22 protein-coding genes and 1 pseudogene are annotated in these 20821 nt (G+C 57.2%); 8 read left to right on the top strand and 15 right to left on the bottom strand.

All coding sequences use genetic code 11. From position 1 onward, the window contains the following. The first annotated feature begins 82 nt into the window (after window positions 1-82). Window positions 83-778: an SGNH/GDSL hydrolase family protein gene (locus tag RL_RS18855; RefSeq protein WP_028740821.1), complete on the top strand. Its 696-nt coding sequence runs from the start codon at window positions 83-85 to the stop codon at window positions 776-778. Window positions 779-820: 42 nt separating this feature from the next. On the opposite strand, the gene RL_RS18850 is transcribed toward RL_RS18855, so the two are convergent. The 14 genes from RL_RS18850 to RL_RS18775 form a co-directional block, all read right to left on the bottom strand. After that, on the bottom strand, window positions 821-1297 hold the full coding sequence (locus tag RL_RS18850) for a glycosyltransferase (protein ID WP_011653120.1): 477 nt from the start codon (window positions 1295-1297) through the stop codon (window positions 821-823). Further along, complete coding sequence (locus RL_RS18845; RefSeq protein WP_011653119.1) at window positions 1294-1752, bottom strand: glucuronosyltransferase; 459 nt, start codon at window positions 1750-1752, stop codon at window positions 1294-1296. Before RL_RS18845 ends, RL_RS18850 begins: the two co-directional genes overlap by 4 nt. Window positions 1753-1961: 209 nt before the next feature. Then, the gene (locus tag RL_RS18835) at window positions 1962-2942 is read right to left on the bottom strand and encodes a glycosyltransferase family A protein (RefSeq protein ID WP_011653118.1); all 981 of its coding nucleotides are present in this window, start codon (window positions 2940-2942) and stop codon (window positions 1962-1964) included. After that, window positions 2939-3823 carry a glycosyltransferase family 2 protein gene (locus RL_RS18830; RefSeq protein ID WP_011653117.1) on the bottom strand — a complete coding sequence of 295 codons (885 nt, stop codon included), beginning with the start codon at window positions 3821-3823 and terminating at the stop codon, window positions 2939-2941. Before RL_RS18830 ends, RL_RS18835 begins: the two co-directional genes overlap by 4 nt. After that, window positions 3820-4794: a glycosyltransferase gene (locus RL_RS18825; protein WP_041936428.1), complete on the bottom strand. Its 975-nt coding sequence runs from the start codon at window positions 4792-4794 to the stop codon at window positions 3820-3822. The genes RL_RS18830 and RL_RS18825 overlap by 4 nt, the downstream gene beginning before the upstream one ends. Before the next feature lie 91 nt (window positions 4795-4885). Next, complete coding sequence (locus tag RL_RS18820) at window positions 4886-5854, bottom strand: glycosyltransferase (protein WP_011653115.1); 969 nt, start codon at window positions 5852-5854, stop codon at window positions 4886-4888. A 171-nt stretch (window positions 5855-6025) separates the two neighbouring features. Beyond that, window positions 6026-6970, bottom strand: a complete 945-nt coding sequence (locus tag RL_RS18810; RefSeq protein WP_011653114.1) for a glycosyltransferase — start codon at window positions 6968-6970, stop codon at window positions 6026-6028. Window positions 6971-7053: 83 nt separating this feature from the next. Further along, complete coding sequence (locus tag RL_RS18805) at window positions 7054-7875, bottom strand: hypothetical protein (protein ID WP_011653113.1); 822 nt, start codon at window positions 7873-7875, stop codon at window positions 7054-7056. Window positions 7876-7914: 39 nt separating this feature from the next. Then, on the bottom strand, window positions 7915-8919 hold the full coding sequence (locus RL_RS18800) for a polysaccharide pyruvyl transferase family protein (protein ID WP_003542122.1): 1005 nt from the start codon (window positions 8917-8919) through the stop codon (window positions 7915-7917). A gap of 32 nt (window positions 8920-8951) precedes the next feature. Continuing rightward, complete coding sequence (locus RL_RS18795) at window positions 8952-10454, bottom strand: lipopolysaccharide biosynthesis protein (protein WP_003542121.1); 1503 nt, start codon at window positions 10452-10454, stop codon at window positions 8952-8954. A 151-nt stretch (window positions 10455-10605) separates the two neighbouring features. Beyond that, complete coding sequence (pssM, locus tag RL_RS18790; protein ID WP_011653111.1) at window positions 10606-11508, bottom strand: exopolysaccharide glucosyl ketal-pyruvate-transferase; 903 nt, start codon at window positions 11506-11508, stop codon at window positions 10606-10608. Further along, on the bottom strand, window positions 11505-12011 hold the full coding sequence (locus tag RL_RS18785; RefSeq protein ID WP_003542119.1) for an acyltransferase: 507 nt from the start codon (window positions 12009-12011) through the stop codon (window positions 11505-11507). The genes pssM and RL_RS18785 overlap by 4 nt, the downstream gene beginning before the upstream one ends. Then, on the bottom strand, window positions 12011-13162 hold the full coding sequence (locus RL_RS18780; RefSeq protein ID WP_003542111.1) for a glycosyltransferase: 1152 nt from the start codon (window positions 13160-13162) through the stop codon (window positions 12011-12013). Before RL_RS18780 ends, RL_RS18785 begins: the two co-directional genes overlap by 1 nt. Window positions 13163-13193: 31 nt before the next feature. Next, a complete protein-coding gene (locus tag RL_RS18775; RefSeq protein ID WP_041936426.1) occupies window positions 13194-14267 on the bottom strand; it encodes an endo-1,4-beta-xylanase in 1074 nt (357 codons plus the stop codon). 139 nt (window positions 14268-14406) lie between these two features. Here RL_RS18775 and RL_RS18770 point away from each other — a divergent pair, with 139 nt between their 5' ends. Then, window positions 14407-14847, top strand: a complete 441-nt coding sequence (locus RL_RS18770; RefSeq protein ID WP_041936425.1) for a hypothetical protein — start codon at window positions 14407-14409, stop codon at window positions 14845-14847. Between the two features lie 30 nt (window positions 14848-14877). Here RL_RS18770 and RL_RS18765 read toward each other — a convergent pair whose 3' ends face one another. Then, window positions 14878-15768, bottom strand: coding sequence for a DUF6030 family protein (locus tag RL_RS18765; RefSeq protein WP_028740816.1), 891 nt, complete (start codon window positions 15766-15768; stop codon window positions 14878-14880). Window positions 15769-15892: 124 nt separating this feature from the next. On the opposite strand from RL_RS18765, the pseudogene RL_RS37695 reads away from it, so the two are divergent. The 6 genes and pseudogenes from RL_RS37695 to RL_RS18740 form a co-directional block, all read left to right on the top strand. Continuing rightward, window positions 15893-16092 (top strand): annotated as a pseudogene (locus tag RL_RS37695) (hypothetical protein); the annotation flags it as partial. A gap of 169 nt (window positions 16093-16261) precedes the next feature. Then, entirely contained in the window at window positions 16262-16687 is a 426-nt protein-coding gene (locus tag RL_RS18760; protein WP_011653108.1) for a helix-turn-helix domain-containing protein, read from the top strand. Window positions 16688-16696: 9 nt separating this feature from the next. Continuing rightward, on the top strand, window positions 16697-18544 hold the full coding sequence (locus RL_RS18755) for a peptide antibiotic resistance protein (RefSeq protein ID WP_011653107.1): 1848 nt from the start codon (window positions 16697-16699) through the stop codon (window positions 18542-18544). Window positions 18545-18564: 20 nt separating this feature from the next. Next, window positions 18565-18777 (top strand): hypothetical protein, encoded by a 213-nt coding sequence (locus RL_RS18750; RefSeq protein ID WP_041936423.1) that lies wholly within the window; start codon window positions 18565-18567, stop codon window positions 18775-18777. 42 nt (window positions 18778-18819) lie between these two features. Further along, on the top strand, window positions 18820-20028 hold the full coding sequence (locus RL_RS18745; protein WP_011653106.1) for a YcaO-like family protein: 1209 nt from the start codon (window positions 18820-18822) through the stop codon (window positions 20026-20028). Further along, window positions 20025-20732 (top strand): TfuA-like protein, encoded by a 708-nt coding sequence (locus tag RL_RS18740; RefSeq protein WP_011653105.1) that lies wholly within the window; start codon window positions 20025-20027, stop codon window positions 20730-20732. Before RL_RS18745 ends, RL_RS18740 begins: the two co-directional genes overlap by 4 nt. Window positions 20733-20821 lie beyond the last annotated feature (89 nt).

The raw sequence follows: 20821 nt of genomic DNA, 5'->3' as shown, positions 1-20821 counted from the left end.
GGATTGGATGGTTTCGCATTGCTCGAACAGGCATGCGCGGCCATTTCACGAAATTGTCTCAAGCCTGCTGCAAGGTCTCCTCATGATATGTTTGCAGTTTTGGCGAGCTGTGCAGACTGAGAGGCGACCGGCCTATGGACTGGTTCTGTTTCTGGCGTGTCTGTTGATGCTTTCGGCGGTCAGGAATGGCTATGCCGATAGTCCTGTGTCGCTGAAAATAGTGGCCTTCGGAACATCCTTGACGGCGCGGGGGGGATGGCAGCCTGCCCTTGAGACGGAGCTTGCAGCCTGCCTGCAGAAGCCGGTGAAGGTCGAGAGCGTTGCAAAAAGCGGTGAAACGTCACTGTGGGCTCTAACCCAGATTGATCGCGTCGTTGCCGAGCAGCCGGATATCATCCTGATTGAGCTCTACGCCAATGATGCGACGTTGCATCGGTTCGTGTCGCTTGCGCAAAGCCGAAAGAATATCGGCGACATCCTCGACCAGCTCCAGCAGCGGCTGCCGCAAGCGCGGATCATCGTCATGGCGATGAATCCGTTTTCAGGATGGCGTGGGCTGATCCGTCCCTTTGTCGACAGTTATGTCTCTGCACATGAGGCGGAGGCGCAAAAACGTGGTCTGGAGTTTGTCGACCACCGGCCCAACTGGGAGCGTCTGACGCCGGATGACCTGGCCACGGCAATTCCTGATGGCGTGCATCCTCTGCCCGACATGGCCTCCAAAATCATTGCGCCTGAACTCGTCAAACGTATCGCCGGCAACCATTGCGGAGAATGAAAAATCGCTTTTACGCGTCAGAGGCTATGACGGCTCTCGGGGTCAGACTGCCGTAATATAGTTTTTCAGGTAGGTGACCAGTGAAGCCCGACCGGCTTCCGACGAATCTTCGTGAGATGGGCTATCCAGCTCTTCGAGCAGATAGTTCCGGAGATCGTCATCGGTGTGTGCTACATAGATGCCCGGCCGGCCCACGAGCTGGCTCACCGTGGCGAGCTGATGATCGTTTCGGTGCTCGCCGAGAGCCGCCTGTCGGGGAACGAGAATGATCGGCTTTCCAAAACGCTTGGCCGTAAGCACAGTGCCAATTCCCGCATGAGAGACGATGACACTTGCATCGCGAAAGACGTTGTCAAAGTCCTTGGGCTCGATATTCTTGATCCATTTCATATTCTGTGGCGTGTAGGTGCCCTTGCCGATCTGCGCCAGAACCGGTTTCGGCAGTTCGTTTGCGAAGGTGTCGACAGCCTTGACGAGGCGATCAAACGGCAGCTGCGTTCCGACGGTGACAAGGATCAAAGGACAGCTCCTGCGTAATGGGGGCCATCCGGCCTCGACAGATGTTGCCATTGCGTGAGCCAGAGCGTCGCAATATGGCCGGCCAATTTACCCGATAGGGACAGCTTCTCGACATTGGCGACGCTATCGATCCAGATCGTCCGCTTGCCCGTCAATTTGCCGGCCAGCAGGCAAAAGAGGCCGGGTGCCGCACCGGTCGAGATGATGACGTCGGGCCTGTGCTTGATGACGATGGAGAAGGCGGTGAAAAAGCACCGGATCGACATGGTAATCGAGTCGCGGCTGCAATCGGGAAGGACTAGTCCGCCGCGAATATCGTATTTCGCAAGCAGTCCCGGGATGGTCGTTGCAAAGACGATATCGCAGCCCTCGAATGCGCCGCGCATGGCCATCAGCTGTTCCCAGTGGCCGCCTCCGGACGAGGCAGCGAGAACTTTCAATTTTTTCTCAGTCATAAACAGGCATCTCCTATATTTGACCGATGGATAAGGGCGAAAACCGTTCGGTTCGAACAGCGATTGTGTCACGATAGTTCAGTGGAATTGTACCATTTTTGGCCCGGTTGATTGAAGCCTTGAAGTTCATGGACAGCCAATCTTTGTGATGCTTCAGCTCGAACATAATGGCGCTCCGAACTCTTCCAAGGGCGCCTGCGTAAACAATATCAAAGAGCGGCATTGGGCTTGTATTCCTGGTATGCATGTCCGAGAATCCCATTAACCATGCCCGCGCCGCGTAAAAGGTGGGTGAGGGCTCGCATGCCCCAATAGGGTGAAATCAAGATCGCCGGCAGCATGGCCAGCCCAAGCACAACTCTCGTGGCGCCATAGGCGGCGCGATAGATCCGGCGCTTGAGGTTGCCATGCAAGACCTCGCTGACTGCGAAGGTATTGCCGAGCCGGTATTGTCTTTGCAATACCCATTTCCAGGTCATCCGGCTGGCCGGAACGATATCATGGACAAGCGCCTTGTCAGCCCAGAAGACCTGCATGCCCCGGCGGATGGCTTGGTTGAAGAAAAGGTAATCCGTGCCCCCGGTGAAGCGCATCTTCTCTTCAAAACGCAGATTCCATGAACGGATCAGGGGATAGTCGAACATGACGTTGTTCGATGCCGCATAAGAAATGCGTTGACCGTCCTCGTTCTTCTTGCGCTCGAACACCCTTGCCTTGATGAAATATTCCGGCGGGTTTTCGGGATAGACCGGTTGGACGGGGCCATAGACGCAATCGGCGCGGTTTTTCTCCCGTGTCTCCAGCATCGCATCCAGCCAGCCGTCAACCGGCCATTCGTCATCGTCGAGAAAGCAGAAGAGGTCAGTGCCGGGAGGCGCTGAATCCAGTGCGCGATTGCGTGCAAAGGGTATGCCCTGGTTTTGTTCGATGACGTAGATCAGGTCGTAGGCACCTGTTTGGCCAAAGCTCTCTACCGTGGTCCTCGCGCTGCCGGCCGCATCATTATCCACGATCACCATGGTGAGATGATAGGGGCGAGCCGGGTGCCTGACCTGGCGCGTCATGACGTCAAGCAGCTTGGCGATCCCGTCGAGGCGCCGATAGGTCAGCACACCGACGGCAATCTTCAGCGGTGCGGCGCCTGCTTCTGTGTCGACGGATGAATGCGGAAAAGTCTCTTGCTGATTCATGACTGTCCTCTCCGCAGCATATTTCCCAAACGCTTGCGCGCCGCCATCAAGGCCACTTCGGTCGCGGCGGCATCGCCGAACGGACCGCCGGCCACCGTGTTGCGAGCTTCGCCCCGGAGCTTCAGAAGCGATGTCGTTTCGGCAATTCCGCCGGCCACGAGGCTCTTGCCGAGTGCCTGCAGCCCGTCATAGCGGCGTGCCAGTTCGAGCCCAGTCGCAATCATGATCCGTGGGCGCAGCGTCTTTGCCCTGCTTGTGCCCGTGTACCGGTTCGACTCATGAATGCGCTGAAACGTCAGCGGTGTTTCGACGATGGCGCCGCGACCCAGATAGGCGGCTGCAAACTTGATATAATTGTCGCTGAGGACGACGTCTTTCGCGACAGACATTGGCAGGATCTGAGACAGTAGATCGCGGCGGAAGCTCAAGCCGGAGGTCGGCACAGGAAGCGAGGGAAAGCCGCCTCTGCGCAGCGTATCCCGCTTGTCGAACAGCGTCACCTGCAGCTCCGCAGGAGGCTGGTCGTCTTCATTGGTCGTCACGCGGTCGAAGCACCAGTCGATCTCGTTGCGATCGTAGATCTCGGCGATGCGGGCGAGTTTGCCGGGCAGAAACGCATCATCAGCATCGAGGAGAAAAAGGATATTGCCGCTTGCGGCCGCAAAACCGGCATTGAAGCTCGAGGCCTGGCCGCCATTTTCCTTCAACACGGTCAGGATCCGCTCGCCATAGGAAGCAAGAATCTCTCGGGAATCATCGGTGGAACCATCGTCGACCACGATCACTTCGAAGTCGGGATAGACCTGCGACAGAACACTGTCGATGCATGGGCGCAAATACTTGCCGTAATTGAAATTGTTGATAAGCACCGATAAATTCAATGCACGACCTCCTGCGCTAGTCGACGAGAATGATTTACTGCCGGTGCGTATCGGCGAAGTCCGGCGCGGTAGCCACGCATGTAATAGCACTTCCAGATGGCCCAGAACCGCTTCTTTGATCGCGGCAACGGATAAAGGATGGCTGCTCGAACCGCCCAGTTGGCGCTCTCGATCCAGGTTCTTAAGGGGATTCCCGCGATCCTTATACCTTTTGGAATATCCTCGGCGAAGAGCGCTGGCATTCCATAGCCAAGACGTTCCCCACGCTTCTGTACCCAAGCCTCTGTCACGCTGGAGGCTGGAATCCAATGATGAACAATGGCCTCGGCGCACCGATAGGTTTTCACGCCGCTTCGGGATAGGCGGCTGACAATTTCCGTATCCTCTCCCATTGCGAAAAGACCTCCTGGAAGCGGCCCGATATCTTCGCGGAATCGAACATTGCTGCCAAGCAATTCGCGACGCACGGTCGTGTTCGGACCCCAAATTTTTGTCGGGTCGCATGGGCCACTGGATTCCTGGTCGGATATGGCGAAGGTTGATCCCATGGGAATCCAGTCCAACAGCGGATCCCCATGGGGATAATGCTCCCAATTTGGAAGAATTCGGCCGCCGATAACGCCGAAATCCGGGTTCGCCTCCGCGCATGCGGCGATCGAACTCAACCAGTGCGCATCTGCCTCGACGTCGTCGTCCGTAAAAACGATCAGCGCTCCTCGAGCTATCGCCAGAGCTGCGTTCATAGCGCCTGATTTGCCTGGGCGGGTATGATTAACAACAACAATTGGAAGCTTCTTTGCATACTGATCGAGAAGCTCCTGTGTTTCGTCTTTACTGTTGTTGTTGACGGCAATCAGTTCCCATTGTTCGACTGGAAGGTTTTGCCCCAACATCGAATCCAGCATCTGTTGAAGCCGTCTGCTGGCGCCGTTGAAGGACGAAAAGATGACACTAATTCTCGGATCCGTCATCAAACCCACTCGCCTCCTGACGTGCGAAAATCCTGCCCGCTGCCGCCGCAGTTGGAGCACTTCCTATCGATGCCACGGTTTAGTACTTTCGTCATTTGGCACCGACCTGAGAGTAGATCGTTTTATTCATCGTCGATCGCTGCTTGAGAAATTGGCGCAGGATCCCCTGTCTCACCGACTGCGCCCAGAGCAATTTGAAGCGAACGCCGCTTGGCGGAAATCTCTTGACGACGACGCTGGCCGGCACCATCAGAAGCCATCTCAAGGCGCTAGCGATGGGCAGACCGCCAATTTTCGTTTTTCTGTCGAAGAGGTCCGGCCGAACGATAACCAAGCCCATGCCATAACGCTCGCCGCGCCGCAAAACCCAGCCTTCGTTCACATAGCCCTTCCTGACAATGTGCCGAACCCCGGGATGCCGCGAGTGAAAAGCCTTGGCTCCATTCTTCTCCAACCTGAGAGCGAAAGCAGTATCCTCACCCATGGGGAACTGAGCGACAGTCGCATCGGGGCCGAGGCCGTCGTGAACGATATAGCCAGGCGGTAAAATGGAACGACGGAAGGCCGAATTCGGCCCCGATATCAATGCCGCTGAAATCGGCCCCTCGGGTAGACCGCCATTTAGCGCATAAAGAATCCCCAGATGCCCATACTTGACTAACCACGGTGCAGGCCTTTCCTCCCATTCGGGCGTGATTAAGCCGCCGAATATGGCAAACTGTGGCTGCTCATCTGCCAAGGTGAGAAACTGCTCGATCCAATCCGGCGCGGGAATGACGTCGTCATCGGTTAAAATGACGAGTTCGCCCTCCAGATGGCGGAAGCCCAAAGTCAATGCGTACTGCTTACCTTGTTTTGGCTCAAAATAAACTTCCAGCGGAAGCCGCTCCTTATAGGAATTCAAGACTGCTACAGTGTGGTCGCTGCTGTTGTTGTCGACCGCAACGATTTTCCATTCTTCCTTCGGTAGGGTTGAAGCGCACAGTGCATCAAGCATCGTTGGCAGGGTTTTCTCGCCGTTATAAGTTGAGAACAGTATTGTAACCTTGACTTTGCTCATGTGATGCTCCGGACCTCATTTCGGTCGGGTCGCTTCCCTGTGCGATTCGGGCCACGCCTTTACCGATGTCTTGGGCCTGCGATAGAACGCTGTCGATGCGTGGGCGCAAATACTGCCATAAATTTTTGACGAGCACTGAGAGTTTCAAATTACTGCCTCCTATGCAATCGATTACTGCGTCATTGTCTGAGAAACGTATCGGCGAATTCCGGCGCGATAGCCACGCATGTAATAATATTTCCAGATCGCCCAGAAACGTTTCTTCGATCGCGGCAGGAGATAAAGCATTGCTGCCCGAAAGGCCCATTGTGCGCTTTCGATCCAGGTCGGAAGCGGAACTCCGCTTAACCTCACCCCCCCAGGCACCTCGTCGGGAAAGAGCGCCGGCATGCCGTAGCCAAGCCGCTCGCCTCTTTTCTGTACCCAATCCTCCGTCACGCTCGATGCCGGAATCCAATGATGGACCACGGCCTCGGCGCATCGATAGGACTTGGCGCCATTGGCGGCCAGGCGAATGATGATTTCCGCATCTTCACCCATGGCAAAAATCTTTCCGGGAAGAGGACCGATATCTTCGCGGTAGCGCACGCTTGTTCCGAGCAGCTCTCGCCGGACGATCGTATTCGGGCCCCAGACTTTCGTCGGGTCACACGGTCCGCTTTGGGTGTCATCGACTATCGCAAAGGTGGATCCCATCGGAATCCATTCGATAAACCTGTCTTTTGGTTCTTTCTCCCATTCAGGGACGATTCTGCCGCCGAAGACGCCATAACTCGGATGGGCTGCGGCGCAGTCGACGATCGCTTTCAGCCAGTTCGGTTCGGCACGAACATCGTCGTCCGTAAAGACGATGAGATCCCCCTTCACCCGATCCAAGGCCATATTCAGCGCGCCGGACTTTCCCGGCTTGCGCTGCTGCAGGATGGTGATGGGAAGCTTGTCGCTATAGGTTTCCAAAAGATCAAACGTGCCGTCATTGCTATTGTTGTCGACGGCTATCAGTTCCCACCGATTATGGGAAAGCTCCTGGCGCACCAAGGAATCCAAAGTATGGCGCAGCCGGCGGCTGGCACCATTGTAGGATGAAAAGAGCACGCTGACCAATAGATCCGACATCAGTTATCAACCCTCTTGGTGAAGTCGAAAGAGAAAGGCTTCATATTTTGACTGCCTGTGCGATGTTCGAATGGGATCGGCGCTTACGCGGGGTTCGACCGTGTCTTACCGAAAAACTCGCGCCTGTGACCCTCGCCGACCATCCTCAGCTTACGAAGATTGCGCAACCACCGCCGCGGTTTGGTGAGTACGCCGCGGTTCAGGAAATACTGTCGCAGCAGGCTCGGTGCCTGACTATGCGATCCCCCGTGGGCGACCCGATAGACCGCCCCGCGAAAGGGAAGCTTCGTGAGCGGCGCTCCCCGTTGCGCAAGAATATCCGCTATGCGGACGTGGCTGCCCAGCATCGACTTGATCCAGTCGAGCGAAGCATCCTCAAAGCGTTGCGGCAGTTCGTAGAGGTCGGCACGAATGATCAATGAGGTGCCGCAGAGATGGCTGAAGTCGTCGTGGCCAAACAGGAAGTTGCCGCCATCGTCCCAGATATAACCATGGTCGATCGTCCATCCGTTGGCGTCCCGATTTTCGGCCGCGTGTTGAACGATTCGCGAACTGACGAAATCGTCGTCATCGACAATCATGAAGAAGCGACTGTCCCTGGCGGTCAACATGCCGCTCAGAACGCGCCGGCCTTTGTCTGCCCGGAAGGCATCAAGGAAGTCTTCCTTGCTGCCCTTTCCAAGCTCATGCAGGTCGTTCGGCGGAAAGGTGACACGCACGGCGGAGAATTTTTCCGGCAGGTCAGGCAGATCGGCGCCTTCGTTTGCCACGATGATGCCGCGCCAGTCCCCATTGGTCTGGTTGGAAATGGAAGCCACGGTCTGGGTCAGATTTGCCTTCAGCCTGCTCCAGTCGCGGGCATTGTCCTGATGTCGGACCGGAATAATAAAGGTGACAAGTGTCATCGAATTACCTCCTGATCCTGCAAGCTCGCAGCTTCTTTGTCATCCACGCGCTCCTTGCCCGGCCTGGTGACGCGCCCACTCGATTCCATCCTCGAGGGAAGTTGCCTTGTATGAAAGGTCGGTCCCGCCGGAGAAAGCATTCATGAAGCGGCGAATCTTCCCGTAGCTGTTGTCCAGCACGGCATGCGGCCGGCCAAGCAGCAGCGAGCAGATATGGACGTGCAGGCGATCGGTGACGATGGCGCGGGCGCGCGAAATCTGGCTGATGCCGCGTTCGAAGCGGTTGTGCGCTGCGGCGTCCAGCTTGCGCAATGCCACTTCGCTCGGCTTCAGGGCCAGGAAAGCCGAAGCTGCCCCCAACTTCTTGGCGATATCAACCTTGCGCTTCGACTCGGTGATCCAATCTTCCACGGGAATATCGGAAGGGATCTTGCGATCCGTGCCGCCAACCCGTTCTGCATCCTCTCGCAGCATGGCGAGGACGGAAATTTGCGTCGCCCTGTCCGGCAGCGGCCCAATGGCGAAGGCCATGTCGGGGCATAGCCGGACGGTGCAGTCGAAGTGTTTCTCGGAAAATTCCTTCGATTCTTCATCGCGCACGAGCAGAACGAAATTCTTATGACGCGCGATTGCGCGTGCGGATTGCTCGATGCGCTCAGGTGAACTGTAGTGGATAGATTGCGGAAACTGTACGATCTGCCGATCCGGGAAACGCTCCATGATGGCTTCGCGGAAATCCTGATGGGAAACCCAGATGTCGCCGAAATTGCCGCCGCCATGAATGAAAATCGGACCGGTCGGTACGCGTTTTTTCAGCTCATCCGCGGAGAAGTCCGCCGTTCTGCAAACATAATCCGGGCGTTTGCCGAAGCGATCTTTCAGATAGGCCATTTCACCCAGCCAGATTGCGGAGTCGCCGCAATTGCGGATGTCGGGGAAATCGAGGATTGCAAGCGGTTCATCGCGTGAGACATAGTCTTTCAGGCAATCATGGATCATACCGTTAAGTTTTGCGATCAGCTCCGTTCTGGATTGGCTGGTCATTCTGCCTCTCTTGTTGATGTTCGTTTTAGCTTTTAGGCCGATTTGGGTAAGGCCATACGTTTGGCTTTTGACAGGAACTTGACAAAGATACGCTGAACTTCGGTTTCCGGGCCATTTGGCTTCTTCATCGCGAGCCAAAGGACAAAGCTGGAACCGACATAGAGAATACCGCCGGTGATGACCAGTATGGCCAGATGGAGAGCCAGGCCCAGCTTATCGGTCGGCATGTTCAGGACATGCGACAGTCCCCAGACGCCGGCGGCCATCAATGCGACGCTGGCAAGCGCGCGGAAGTTGGCCCCGAGCTGCTGGAAGAACGGCAGGCCGATCAGTCGCTTGACGAGAAGCATATTGACCGCGGTGGAAATCAAACCCGTCAACACACGCGCATAGACGACGCCTGGAAGTCCGGCAATCATCAGGCCGACGATGATGATGGGAACGCGGACCACCAGCATCTGGGCGTCGCGGATGAACAGCAACTTGGTATGACCCTTTGCCATGCCCAACGGCTGGACGAGTGAACCGAGCGTCTGCAGAGCAAAGACCGATGCGAGCGCCTGGACGATAAAGATGGCGGGAATCCATTTCTCTCCCAAGGCGAGCCGCATCATCGGATCAGCCACGACCGCCATGCCGATTCCAGCCGGAAGCGCCACTGCAGCCAAAAGCGCCTGCGCGCGCTGATAGGCTGCGATCAGCCGGACGGGGTCGTTGCGTACTCTGGAAAAGCCCGGATAAATCGTCTGGTTCAACGGTGCCGTGGCCTCACGGGTCGGCAGTGTCGAAAGGGTGTTGCCGACGGTATAGTGGCCTAGCTGTGTGGCGCCCAACATCTTGCCGATCAGCAGATATTCGATCCGCCAGTTCAACGTGTTGACGATCTGTCCTGCCGTCAGCCAAAGCGAGAACGAAAACAATTCCCGCGCATGCCGGAAGGTTATGCGCGGCCAGAACGGCAAGACGGTATAGGAAACGATGATATTGGTAATCTGATAGGCGAGGGTGCCGAGAACAAGAGCCCAATAGCTCTGGTAGATCGCAGCGATTGCCACCGTCACGACGAAGCCGACCAGCTTTTGCGATACGTTGAGAACGAATTCCTGCCAGAAGATCAGATCACGCTGGAGCATGACGCGACGTGGATTGGCCAGGCCGCTCAGGAGCAAGCTGAAACTCAAAGCAAGCATGACGCTTGTCAGCCGGGGCTCGTTATAAAATTCGGCAATTGGAAAGGAACTGGCGGCAAACAGCAAAGCCAGGATCGCGCTTCTTGTCACGCTCAGCGTCCAAACCGCGCTGAAATGAACCTCGCTCGGGTCCTCGTGGCGGATGAGCGCCTGATTGAGCGAGAGTTCGGTGACGGAACTCAGGATGACCTGGATCGTCGTTGCAATGGCAACGAGACCGAAATCGGACGGTGCGAGGTACCAGGCGAGAACGAAGGTGCTGAGCGCCGAAAGCCCGTTGACGATGGCGCGGGACAGGCTCAGCCACATGCTGCCCTGGATCAGCCGGTCGGTAACACTGCTCATGGTCGAACGGCTCCGCACGTCCAGGACACTGACCGTTGAAGCGGGCCGAGCGCCCATCCAAAGTACGTGTCCCCCTTGCGGGAAGAGAGGGTGTTGATGAAGTTAGAAAGGATCATGCCTTATCGCCTCGTCACGAATCGGGTCTGCAGGGTCACAGGACGCTTGCCGTTTTCTTGGAAAAATCCTGCTTCAGCCGATCCAGTTCCAGCAGCATTCTGTTGTGGGCATTTACCATGGACTCGTCGGAACTCAGTTGTCCCGGCTTCTCTGCTACCCGCTGCAGCGTCTTGACCGTCGACCCGAAGACATAATTGCCGGTGAGCTGACGGATGCGGCGGTGGCGGAACGTTATGTTCTTCAAAAGATAGGTGTTATTCCGTACCAGTGATGCGCCTGCTTCGACGACGTTTGACGGGCCGATCGGGTCGAAGTCGATCTCCAGATCAAGCGCACTTGCCCAATCGTACCACTTGGCTCGGTTCCCCGGCGCGATCGGCCGGATCGCCCGCCAGGGAACGCGCAGCGCGTCTGAGATAATGCAGCCATGCATCGCCTCGGAGACCACTTTATGCGATGCGCTGATTTCGGTCAGAACCTTTTCCACCGGCCAGCGCGGATCGATATAGTGAATGCCTGCGAGTTCGCAGACCTTATCCCAACTGCCGTACATGGCGCTTTCGTAGTGCGGCATGAAGGAGACCGGGTAACGCTTTTCGATGCTTTTCGCATCCCAGCAGCTGCGCGTGAGGATGCCCGAATCGCCGATGGCGTAGCTCGGATCGATGCCGAGGACCTCGGCCGTCTTCTTTCCGCGCACGAAATAGAAGGTCCAGTTGCCATCGACTTTCGGCGGGTTGGTGTAGCCGCCATAACCTGAGCCGAAAACGATCTTCTGCATGTTCGGGTCGAAATTGTCGTAGAGAATCGAGCCGATGCCGAGAAAGAGCTGGCTTTCGTCCTCATCGAAGAAGCCGGGCAGCAGACGCTCCCAGAGCCAATGGTTCAGTTCGTCGCCAAAATTCTCGTGTTTCCCCCGGTAGGCAAACATCTTCATCGTGCTTCTCCAGTCGGCAAGTGCGTCACGATCTGCGAGACCGTCTCGTCTTCGCGTGCCATGCGTCCGTAACGCGAAATGATCTTGATGTCGCTGCGGATAATCTTTGCCGGATTGCCCGCCACGAGCGAGCGCGGCGGCACGTTCTTGGTCACCACCGAGCCCGAGCCGATGACACATTCGTCGCCGATCTCGACGCCGGGCAGAATGATGCTGCGGGCGCCGATGAAGCAGCGCTTGCCGATCCTCGTGTGGAGGTAGAGCCCGCGTGTGAGATCGTGGGTGAGAATCGCAGCCTCAAAGGCGACGTAAGTTTCCGCGCCGATATGCAATCCCTTCGGGTTGGTCTTGTCGAAACGAACGCTCAAGGAGAAGCTTGCCGTCGGATCGATGTCCATTCCCCAGAATTTCGTATAGTAGAGCCATTTGGCCGTCACAATGCTGTTCCGCAGCGGCCGAAATACATTCAGTCCCCACTTCGGCTTTTTTCCTGTCTGCACCATCAAGTCCGACCCCGGCTGGAAAATTCGTCTAGCACGGAACTGTAATAGTCCTCGAGCATCCCCGTTTGGCGACGTAAGTCGAAACGCTCGGCCACCAGAAGCGGTGCCCGCGCGCTAAAGGCTGTCCACAGAGCCTGGTCGTTGAGCAGCCTTCCGACTGCCTCGGCCATTCCCGCGACATCCCGCTCCTCCACGAGATAACCAGTTTTCCCCTCTTCGATCGCTTCGCCCACGCCTCCCGAGCGAAATGCGACGACCGGAGTACCGACGGCTTCCGCCTCGAGATTGGCAAGGCCGAAAGCTTCGGCGTGACCATTGTCGAGGGTCACGCTTCCATGGAGATAAAGCTCCGCACTGGCGAGCAGGTCTCTTATCTCAGTCTGCGACAGATTTTCATGGATCGTGACGCTTGGCAAGGAACGACGCGCCAGTGCTTCGATTTCCTCCTTCAAGGGACCCTGGCCAACCATGACGAATTCGACAGGAGTGCCGGCAGCAGCCACACGCGAAAGCGCATCGATCATGAAACGATGGCCCTTATAGTCGACGAAGCGGGCAATTGAAACCACGAGCCCTTTTTTTCGGGGACGGGGCTCCATTTTGAAGAGATCGAGATCGATGCCGATGTGATGGCGATAGACACGTTCGGCACGAAAGCCGAGGGCCAGCAGCCGGTCGCGGATGAAATCGGATACGGCGATGTTCCAGCTGTTCCAGCCGGCCATCTCGCTTCGGCCTTTGGCAAAGAAGCGCACCTGATTGAAGCCGCCCGGCTTTTTCGGGTCGCCGCGATAGGTGGCGTCGAAGCCGTGGAACGTCGTGACCAGCGGCTTGCCGGCAGCGCGCGCCAATGGACCGATGACATACCCGTTCTTGCCGAAATGGGCGTGAACGAGATCGGCTTTGCCGATCGCGGGAAAGAGGAAGGGAAGGCCGATCTGCGGGATTTTCAGAAGCAGTTCACCGGCCCGTGCAACGGGCGACCGACGGATGTCATGAACCGGAACAGTGGATTTTTTTGTATGGGCCGAAGAAATTCGCGAGCCAGCAAGGATTTCAGCTTCGAAAGAACGAAACGCTACCGCCTGGTTGAGAACAAATGCCTGGCTGGCAGGCAAAAATTTTTCCACATAAATAACGGCTTTTTTCATGAATCTGTTCGCGTCTCCGTTGTCTTGCGCATCACATCGCCTCTATTGCCCGCCGGATCCCATCAACTGCACTTCTTGGCGCATTGTTTTCGTCGTAGAGATTAACGCGCTTCGTGCAAGCCGCAGCGGGATCGGTCGCTTTCTCATCGGGCTCGCCGTACTTTTCCGACATGCCCCATACCGTCACGCCTTTCAAGTCGCCATGTTCGGCCGCGACAGTGATCACCTCGCTGAAAATATCGGCGTAGGATGCCGGCGTGAAGCCTTTGTCGCGGTTCAGGAAGTGGCAGGACGCATCCAGTTCGGTGATGAAAACGCCGACACCCATGTCCTTCAGCGCCGCGCAGAAGCGTCCCATTCCTTCCGGATCGATCCGGTCGAGGCCGGGGCGGAAATGCGCCTGCAGACCCACCGCATTGATCGGCGTTTTTTTGGCGACGAGATCTTCGACGATTTTCAGGATGCGCGCGCGCTTCTGTTCGAACACGTCGGATTTTTTCTCCAGATGCGTTTCGTTGAGCACCAGCGTCGCGCCCGGATTGGCCTGGTGCGCCATGTCGAAACTCATACGAATATAATCGTCGCCAAGAAGGCGTCGGAAAACACAATCCCGCAGATCCGGTGCATCATACTCCAACGGTTCGTTCACCACATCCCATGCATCGATCGAGTTCTTATAGCGAGTGACAACCTGTTTTATATGACGGTTCATGGTCGCCTGAATGGTCTTTGCGTCGGTGATATCAGACACCCAACCCGGGACGCGATACCAGATCAGCGTATGGCCATAAACCCTCATGTTGTTTTTGCGCGCAAATGCAACCATACGGTCGGCGCTGCCGAAGCTGAAAACACCCGGTCTCTTTTCGGTCGAATTCCACTTCAGCTCGTTTCGCGGTGTTATTGAATTGACATTGTCGATGTAGATCTCGGCAGCGATTGGATCGTTGATGTTTTGCAGGTCGATTGCCGATCCGAATCGGAACGACTTCCTGTCGGCAAGGACGCGCAGCCCTGCAGCGGCAGGCACCTGTGCCAGGGCCTGGCCCGTACGGACATATAACAGAGCGAGCGGAACCGAGGCGAGGAAACGTCTTCTATTCATTCTATCTCTCACTGTTAGCTTTTTTCATGTCCGCGGTGGAATTTGAAAGGCCGGACTCGTCGGCACCGATCCATCACAAGATTCGCGTTCAATTCAGCAGAGTAATACAACCTCAAAAATACTTTCCCGGCAGGGGATATTGTTGGTGTCTGCTAGACTTTTCAGCATATTCCAAGATACAAACCGTTCGGGGAGGGCGCTCGTGATGGAATTTTGGTCCAGCTATCTGATGAGCTATTTTCACATGGCATTTCAAAATGCCGTTTTTTTTATGGCGACCGTTCGAAACGGTCTGTCTCTCCTCGATGACTGGCAGTTCGCAGCCCTTGTTCTCGGCATCATCGGCATCATTTTCCTCCCGTTCGCAGCGCTCGTCAGAATGTCGTGGCGGTTGCGCCGATCGGAGGTCGTCATTCGCTCGCTCAACGAAGACCTTGCGCAAGTCACGCAGGACCTCAATGTCGAGCGTGTCTGGCGTCTGGCGGGTGGGGACAGCACCGAACGGCCGAGTGCGGACAGTTTGAAAGAGCTCTACAAGATAATGGCCGGACATCATGACGATGCGAGTCACATGGCGTGATCAGTCCGTGCGTGGCATGAAGCCGAAGACCTAATGCCGATGTTCCTGACTTTCAGCCGGCGCTTCGGTATGGGGAGGTTTGGAGACTGATTCCGGTTGCGCGCTGTCGATCTCGACTGCGGGGTCTGGCAACGGCAGCCATCTTCTGCCGGAAAAATAATTTCTGGTACTTTTCTGAGGTCCTGAAGTCGCATCCAGCGAGAGCGTGAAGTTGTAATTCCCGGGATTGAGTACCTCGCGGGTGAAGCCGATACTGGCTCCGAAGCCGTCTTCCTTGATGTCCTTCAGATTCTTGATCGCGTTCAGGGTCTGGTGAAAATCGAGCCATTGCGGTTGCTGCAGCATGATTTCGAAAATTCGCAGAATGCCGGGATCGAGCTGGCCATTTTCATCGGTCTCGGGATTGATGATTTTCACGCGCATATTGTTGATCGTGCCGGCGGCGTCGCCGCGAACGATGACGAAGATGGAACTCGGGAGCTGATCCTTCTCCCGCTTGCCGCTCTGCTCGAAAAAGCATTCAAATGTATCGGCGTTGAAACTCGCCGCCGCCCAATCGCTGGTTTCGATGCCGGCATTGCGCAGCGCCGCACACATTGCGGCGCCGGATATCCGCCATGTCCGCAGAAAAGTCGACGCGGTCTGTACCATCGGCGGTTCGATGATATGCAATGGAAGCGTGAAGGTGGCCGGTGGTGTGGGGCGGGGAAGGGCTTTTGGAGGAGGCGGTCTGACCTCCTGGGGAAAGAGATCGAAGCCAAAATAATGGCTAACCGTCTTTAAGTGTTTCATGTTGTTGGAAAGCAGCACCGTTCCCATGACCAGCGAGAGGGAAATCGTCAGCAGCAACCAGAAGACCACGGGAACCCGCGGTTTCCCCATCGGCTGCTTCGCATATGCGGACGACGAATTATCGGGCAAGCTTGTCTTCTCCGGCGCGCGAGAAGGGGTTTCGATCGGGCTGTCTAAATCCAGCAGTATACATTTATCCGTTAAATATCTTTGGCTTCTTGTCGGCAATTGGGCACCTTTGTGCCTCGTCATTGGGCACATTAAGTTCTGGTCGAAAAAACGCTGAGCACGCTGCTGCTGGATGCCGGCTTCGACAATGTTCGTTTTGAGTATGTCGGAAGAATTCCCGTTTTCGCCAAGTCGATGATCGCCGTTGCGCAAAAACCTCTCAGAGAGGGTGTTGGAGCGGCAGTGACTTTGGATAGCATTCGTCCGCTGCGAAGTGCGCGATAGCGCGCGGGTGCACCCGCGCCAAATGGCGCCGCTGCGATAATCCACAGGTTGTTTTTACTGTGTGCGCTGCTGAAAAAAAACCTTACGAAATATTTACTTTTAGTTGCATTCTTGCTTAAACTCTCCATTATACAGCCGGGCGTGCTGATAAAGCGGGAGACTTATTCACATGAAGGCTAAATCGCCGAATTCGATTGACGTTTATGTTGGCAACCGCGTGCGTGTTCGGCGAAAGACGCTCGGGATGACCCAGAACGGCCTGGCCGAACTTCTGGGCATTACCTTCCAGCAGATCCAGAAATACGAAAAGGGAACGAATAGAATAGGCGCCAGCCGTCTTCAGCGCATATCCGAGATTCTTCGCGTGCCCGTCGGCTTTTTCTTCGAGAACGGCGGCTCCGGACCGATCGACGGCGCGACGAATGAATTGAACAGCTTTTTGTCCTCGAAGGAGGGACTGGCGCTCAACAAGGCATTCATTGCCATCGAAGACCCTAATATCAGGCAAAAGCTGGTGGCGTTGGCCAAAAGCCTGGCCGTCGCGGGATTGCCTGACAGCGACAGTGAGCTGCAGGATTCGGTTGTGAACAGCTGAGGACGGATCGTGCTCCACCTGCAGACATTCGGCGATCTGCGGTTGATCGAGACGAATGGCGACGCAATTCGCTATCCGATCAAGGGCCTGTTGATGATGGCCCATCTCTATGCCGGCGCGAGCCATGAACTCAGCCGTTATGAATTGGCTCAGTTTCTATGGAATGACGTCGAATCCGAGCTGGCGCGGCTCAATCTGCGCAAACTGCTTTCCCGCATCCGCGAGACAGACGGCGGACGCGCCGAAATTCCCTTCGATTTCACCGCCACCACGGTTCGTCTCAACACGCAGGCGGTTTCCAGCGATCTCGATATTTTTCGCGCCGGCGGTTCGCCGCTGGAGCGGCTGAACGCGATCGCCGAACTGACCCAGCGTGGGTTCATCGGAAATATCAAACCAGCGACAAAGTTGATAGAGGCGTGGATCAGGGCGCAACGGGACGCTCAGGCGCTGCAATTGCGGCAGGCATTGCTGGATGCGTTGCCGGATGCGCAAAAGCCCGGCGCTGCGCGCTCCATTTCCGGCGCCGCCCTGCAGATCCTCGAACGGGATCCGAATGACGAGCAGGTCAGAGCCTTGCTGCACCAGCTGTCCGGCGGTTCGTCCCTCAGCGAGAGATTGCCGAACGGCGACGGCCATGCCAGGGTGCAGGTGAAGCGCTCCGAGGCCGGCGGTGAGACAACTGCCGACATCGAACGCGTATCGCAGGCGCCGCTGATCCTACCTCGGCTGGTGCTGCTTCCCCCGACATCGAAACATGCTGATGCCGGGCTTGCGCTTGCCAACGCCCTGATCGAAGACGTGACGATCGAACTCTGCGCGCTCAGAAACATTTCCATCGTCGCGCCCCATACGGCCGGCCAGATCCGCCGCGACTCCGAGAAGGCTGCCGTGGTCGCCCGTCACTCGATCGCCTATCTTCTGGATACACGGCTTTCCGAAGAGGGATTGTTCGCCCAGCTGGTTTATTTTCCCACGGACGAGATCATCTGGGCCAATCGCTTTACGATGACGCCCGATATATTGCCGCGTCAGAGACGGCTGATCGCGCAGCAGTTGACCATGTCTGTGGCCCGCGAGCTGGCTGAAAACGAGGAAGAGCGCTTACGCTTCGAAGCCAATCCTGAGGCCTATCACGCCTATCTGGTCGGCTCGAGCCTGATGAGCAAATTGACATTGCCGCATATCCGTCGGGCTCGAAAAGCTTTCAAGCAGTCGCTGTCGCATAAGGCGGATTTCTCCCCGTCATTTACCGGGCTGGCGAGAACTTTCACCAGCGAGTGGCTCGTGACGGCGCAGGGAAACAATGAGCTGCTGCATCTGGCGGAGCAGAACGCGCTTCGGGCCATCGAGCGGGATCCGGCGTCGGCGGCGGGCCATCGCGAGCTTGGCGTCACCAAACTCTATCTCGGCGATGTCGATGCCAGTGTCGCCGCACTTGATCTGGCCGAACAACTCAGCCCGCATTTTGCCGATGTCATCTACAGCCATGCCGACACGCTCGTGCATGCATCCCGCCCCGGCGACGCGCTCGCCAAGATCAGACGAGCGATTTCGCTCAATCCGATCGCGCCTGACGCCTACCTCTGGTGCGCTGCGGGAGCGAGCTTCTTCCTGGAACAGTACGAGGAGGCCATCGCCTATGTCGAGGCGATGAAAGACAAAGCGCCGGCCCATCGCATCGCCGCGGCCAGTTGCGCAATGATCGGCGATCGAAAACGGGCGCTATTCCATCGGCAACGGGCCGAAAGCATCAACCCGGTCTTCGACGTCGAGAAGTGGCTCGCCATCGTTCCCTTCAAGGAGGATTGGCAAAAAGAGCTTTATCGGGAGGGCCTGCTGAAGGCTGGTTTTTAACAATAGCTGAGGGGCATTACATGGCGAAAGCTGTCATTATAGGTATATCTGGTGAGGCGGGTCTCTGGCTTGCCGATCTCGACGCGGGTACGGTCAAGCCTCTCAATCCGACGGGGGAATTGGCGACTGCAAACGGCCTGCGCAAGGCCGGCGGCACATTCGTGAAGGGCGTCGACCTCGCCGTCGCGGTTTCCTCGGCGCAGGTTGCCCTTTCCGGTCACGTCGACGGCTGAGCCGGCATTCTGACGCACCGGTCCATATATTCCGACAGGATCATGTCGCCGCGGGAAACCCTTTCCCGCGTCGAACCTCTTTTGGCCGGGTTCGGCATCACCAGGGTTGCGCGACATACCGGACTGGACGATATCGGAATCCCCGTCTGGTGCGCATACGCCCCGAATTCCCGCTCGATCGTGATTGCCCAGGGAAAGGGCCTGACCGATCTCGATGCCAAAGTATCCACCGTCATGGAAGCCCTCGAACGGGCGGTCGCCGGCGAACCCACCGTCGATCTCGTCCGCGGCACCTCTTTCCGTCTGCAGGCAATGGGGCACAAGACCGACGCGCTGAACTGCCTGACCGCTCTTCATAAACCCGATCTCGGACCGGACGAGGAGACGGAATGGGTCGCCGGCGTCAATATTCTCACCGGCGAGGAGGTCTATATCCCCTTTGAAGCGGTGGTGCTCGACCGCACACGTGACGCGCGATACTGGATGTCGTCGGATGGCCTGGCCTCGGGAAACAATGTCGAGGAGGCGATCTTTCACGGCGTCCTGGAGCGTATCGAGCGTGACGCCCATGTGTTGTGGCAGGTGGGCACGGAAGCGGATCGTTATGCCGGCTGCACCGATCCCCGCGGCTTTCAGGACGGCGCCCTGGACGAGTCGATCGACAAGATCGAAACCTCGGGATTGGCGCTCAGGCTCTTCGATATCACCAGCGACATCGGGATTCCCTGTTTCACCGCCATGCTCGGTCCTGGGGATTTCCTCCTGGGCCCCCGGGATCTTCACTGCGCCGGGGATATTAGGCTTGGGGACATTCGCCTCGTCGAGGTGACCGGCGGTACCGGGGCTCATCCGTCTCCCGTCCGCGCGGCCATTCGGGCGGTGACGGAAGCCGTGCAATCCCGGCTGACCTATATCAGCGGAGCCAGGGACGATATTTCTCCTGTAACTTTCTCAAGACGCCTGCCGCCGCTGATGCGGCAGGCCTTCGATGCTGTTGCCGCACCGCCCGCCGCCGCCATCGGCGGTGACGGGGTGGTAGGACATCGGCAACAGGATCTGGCGCAGTTGCTGCAGCATGTGCTCGACGCACTCAGAAACAGGGGGATCGTTTCGGTGATCGCCGTGCACCTCAGCAAGGACACGCTTCCGTTCAGTGTTGTCAAGATTGTCGTTCCCGAGCTCGAAAATCCGGAGGGGGAGCGCGCCCGGCGGTTTGGAACGAGGGCACTTGCCAGGGCAATAGGGTTTTGAAGTTCATTTTCGCAGGTCCCAGTCTTCCCGATGCGGCGTCGCTTGCCGGCGAGGGGATACGCGTCTTGCCGCCTGCCACGCAAGGCGATGTCCTGGCCGCGGTGGAGCAGGGTGCCAATGTCATCGGCCTGATCGACGGCGGCTTCGAATATGTCGCACCGGTCTGGCACAAGGAAATTCTCCATGCTCTGTCGCTCGGCGTCGCGGTTCTCGGGGCGGCAAGCATGGGCGCGTTGCGCGCTGCCGAATGCCATCCGTTCGGCATGATCGGGATCGGCCGCATTTTCGAAGACTATCGCACCGGCCGGCTGGTCGACGATGCTGCCGTCGCGCTCACGCACGCGCCGAGCGCGCTGGGCAGCAAGCCGCTGACGGTACCGCTCGTCAATGTCAGCGCAACGCTCGATGCGATGGAGGACCGCGGACTGCTGGAAAGTCGGCTGCGCCAACAGCTGGAAGATGCCGCAAGCGCGATATTCTTCAAGAAGCGAACGTGGCGAGCGGTCGTCGAGCAATGCGCAGGGCTCGCCGAGCCGGATCGTGCGGACCTGCTGACGGCACTTCTGTCGAACGCCGTCGATCAAAAACGCATCGATGCCTTGGAATTATTGAAAGTTGTGCAGGACGTCCGCGACATTCGCTCGACTGCCGATCTGCCCTGGAAGCTGAACGACACCTCATTCCCCACGCGCCCTGCATTGTGAAGCGAAACCGGCAATAGTCACCGAGGGTTGTGTCACGCTTTTTTCACGGGCTGGATCACCTCCACACGCGTATCATTTCTTCAATTCAT

The organism is Rhizobium johnstonii 3841, from assembly GCF_000009265.1.
Taxonomy (GTDB): Bacteria; Pseudomonadota; Alphaproteobacteria; order Rhizobiales; family Rhizobiaceae; genus Rhizobium; species Rhizobium acaciae.
This window is presented reverse-complemented; position numbering and strand designations above follow the sequence as displayed.

What these genes read in the sequence shown, in the direction of transcription:
- RL_RS18785 (WP_003542119.1), bottom strand. Translation starts at nt 12,011, where the DNA reads ATGGTGCAGACAGGAAAAAAGCCGAAGTGGGGACTGAATGTATTTCGG.
- RL_RS18825 (WP_041936428.1), bottom strand. Translation starts at nt 4,794, where the DNA reads ATGACGGATCCGAGAATTAGTGTCATCTTTTCGTCCTTCAACGGCGCC.
- RL_RS18780 (WP_003542111.1), bottom strand. Translation starts at nt 13,162, where the DNA reads ATGAAAAAAGCCGTTATTTATGTGGAAAAATTTTTGCCTGCCAGCCAG.
- RL_RS18845 (WP_011653119.1), bottom strand. Translation starts at nt 1,752, where the DNA reads ATGACTGAGAAAAAATTGAAAGTTCTCGCTGCCTCGTCCGGAGGCGGC.
- RL_RS18855 (WP_028740821.1), top strand. Translation starts at nt 83, where the DNA reads ATGATATGTTTGCAGTTTTGGCGAGCTGTGCAGACTGAGAGGCGACCG.
- RL_RS18750 (WP_041936423.1), top strand. Translation starts at nt 18,565, where the DNA reads ATGGCGAAAGCTGTCATTATAGGTATATCTGGTGAGGCGGGTCTCTGG.
- RL_RS18760 (WP_011653108.1), top strand. Translation starts at nt 16,262, where the DNA reads ATGAAGGCTAAATCGCCGAATTCGATTGACGTTTATGTTGGCAACCGC.
- RL_RS18810 (WP_011653114.1), bottom strand. Translation starts at nt 6,970, where the DNA reads ATGTCGGATCTATTGGTCAGCGTGCTCTTTTCATCCTACAATGGTGCC.
- RL_RS18775 (WP_041936426.1), bottom strand. Translation starts at nt 14,267, where the DNA reads ATGAATAGAAGACGTTTCCTCGCCTCGGTTCCGCTCGCTCTGTTATAT.
- RL_RS18820 (WP_011653115.1), bottom strand. Translation starts at nt 5,854, where the DNA reads ATGAGCAAAGTCAAGGTTACAATACTGTTCTCAACTTATAACGGCGAG.
- RL_RS18745 (WP_011653106.1), top strand. Translation starts at nt 18,820, where the DNA reads ATGTCGCCGCGGGAAACCCTTTCCCGCGTCGAACCTCTTTTGGCCGGG.
- RL_RS18805 (WP_011653113.1), bottom strand. Translation starts at nt 7,875, where the DNA reads ATGACACTTGTCACCTTTATTATTCCGGTCCGACATCAGGACAATGCC.
- RL_RS18795 (WP_003542121.1), bottom strand. Translation starts at nt 10,454, where the DNA reads ATGAGCAGTGTTACCGACCGGCTGATCCAGGGCAGCATGTGGCTGAGC.
- RL_RS18800 (WP_003542122.1), bottom strand. Translation starts at nt 8,919, where the DNA reads ATGACCAGCCAATCCAGAACGGAGCTGATCGCAAAACTTAACGGTATG.
- RL_RS18835 (WP_011653118.1), bottom strand. Translation starts at nt 2,942, where the DNA reads ATGAATCAGCAAGAGACTTTTCCGCATTCATCCGTCGACACAGAAGCA.
- pssM (WP_011653111.1), bottom strand. Translation starts at nt 11,508, where the DNA reads ATGAAGATGTTTGCCTACCGGGGGAAACACGAGAATTTTGGCGACGAA.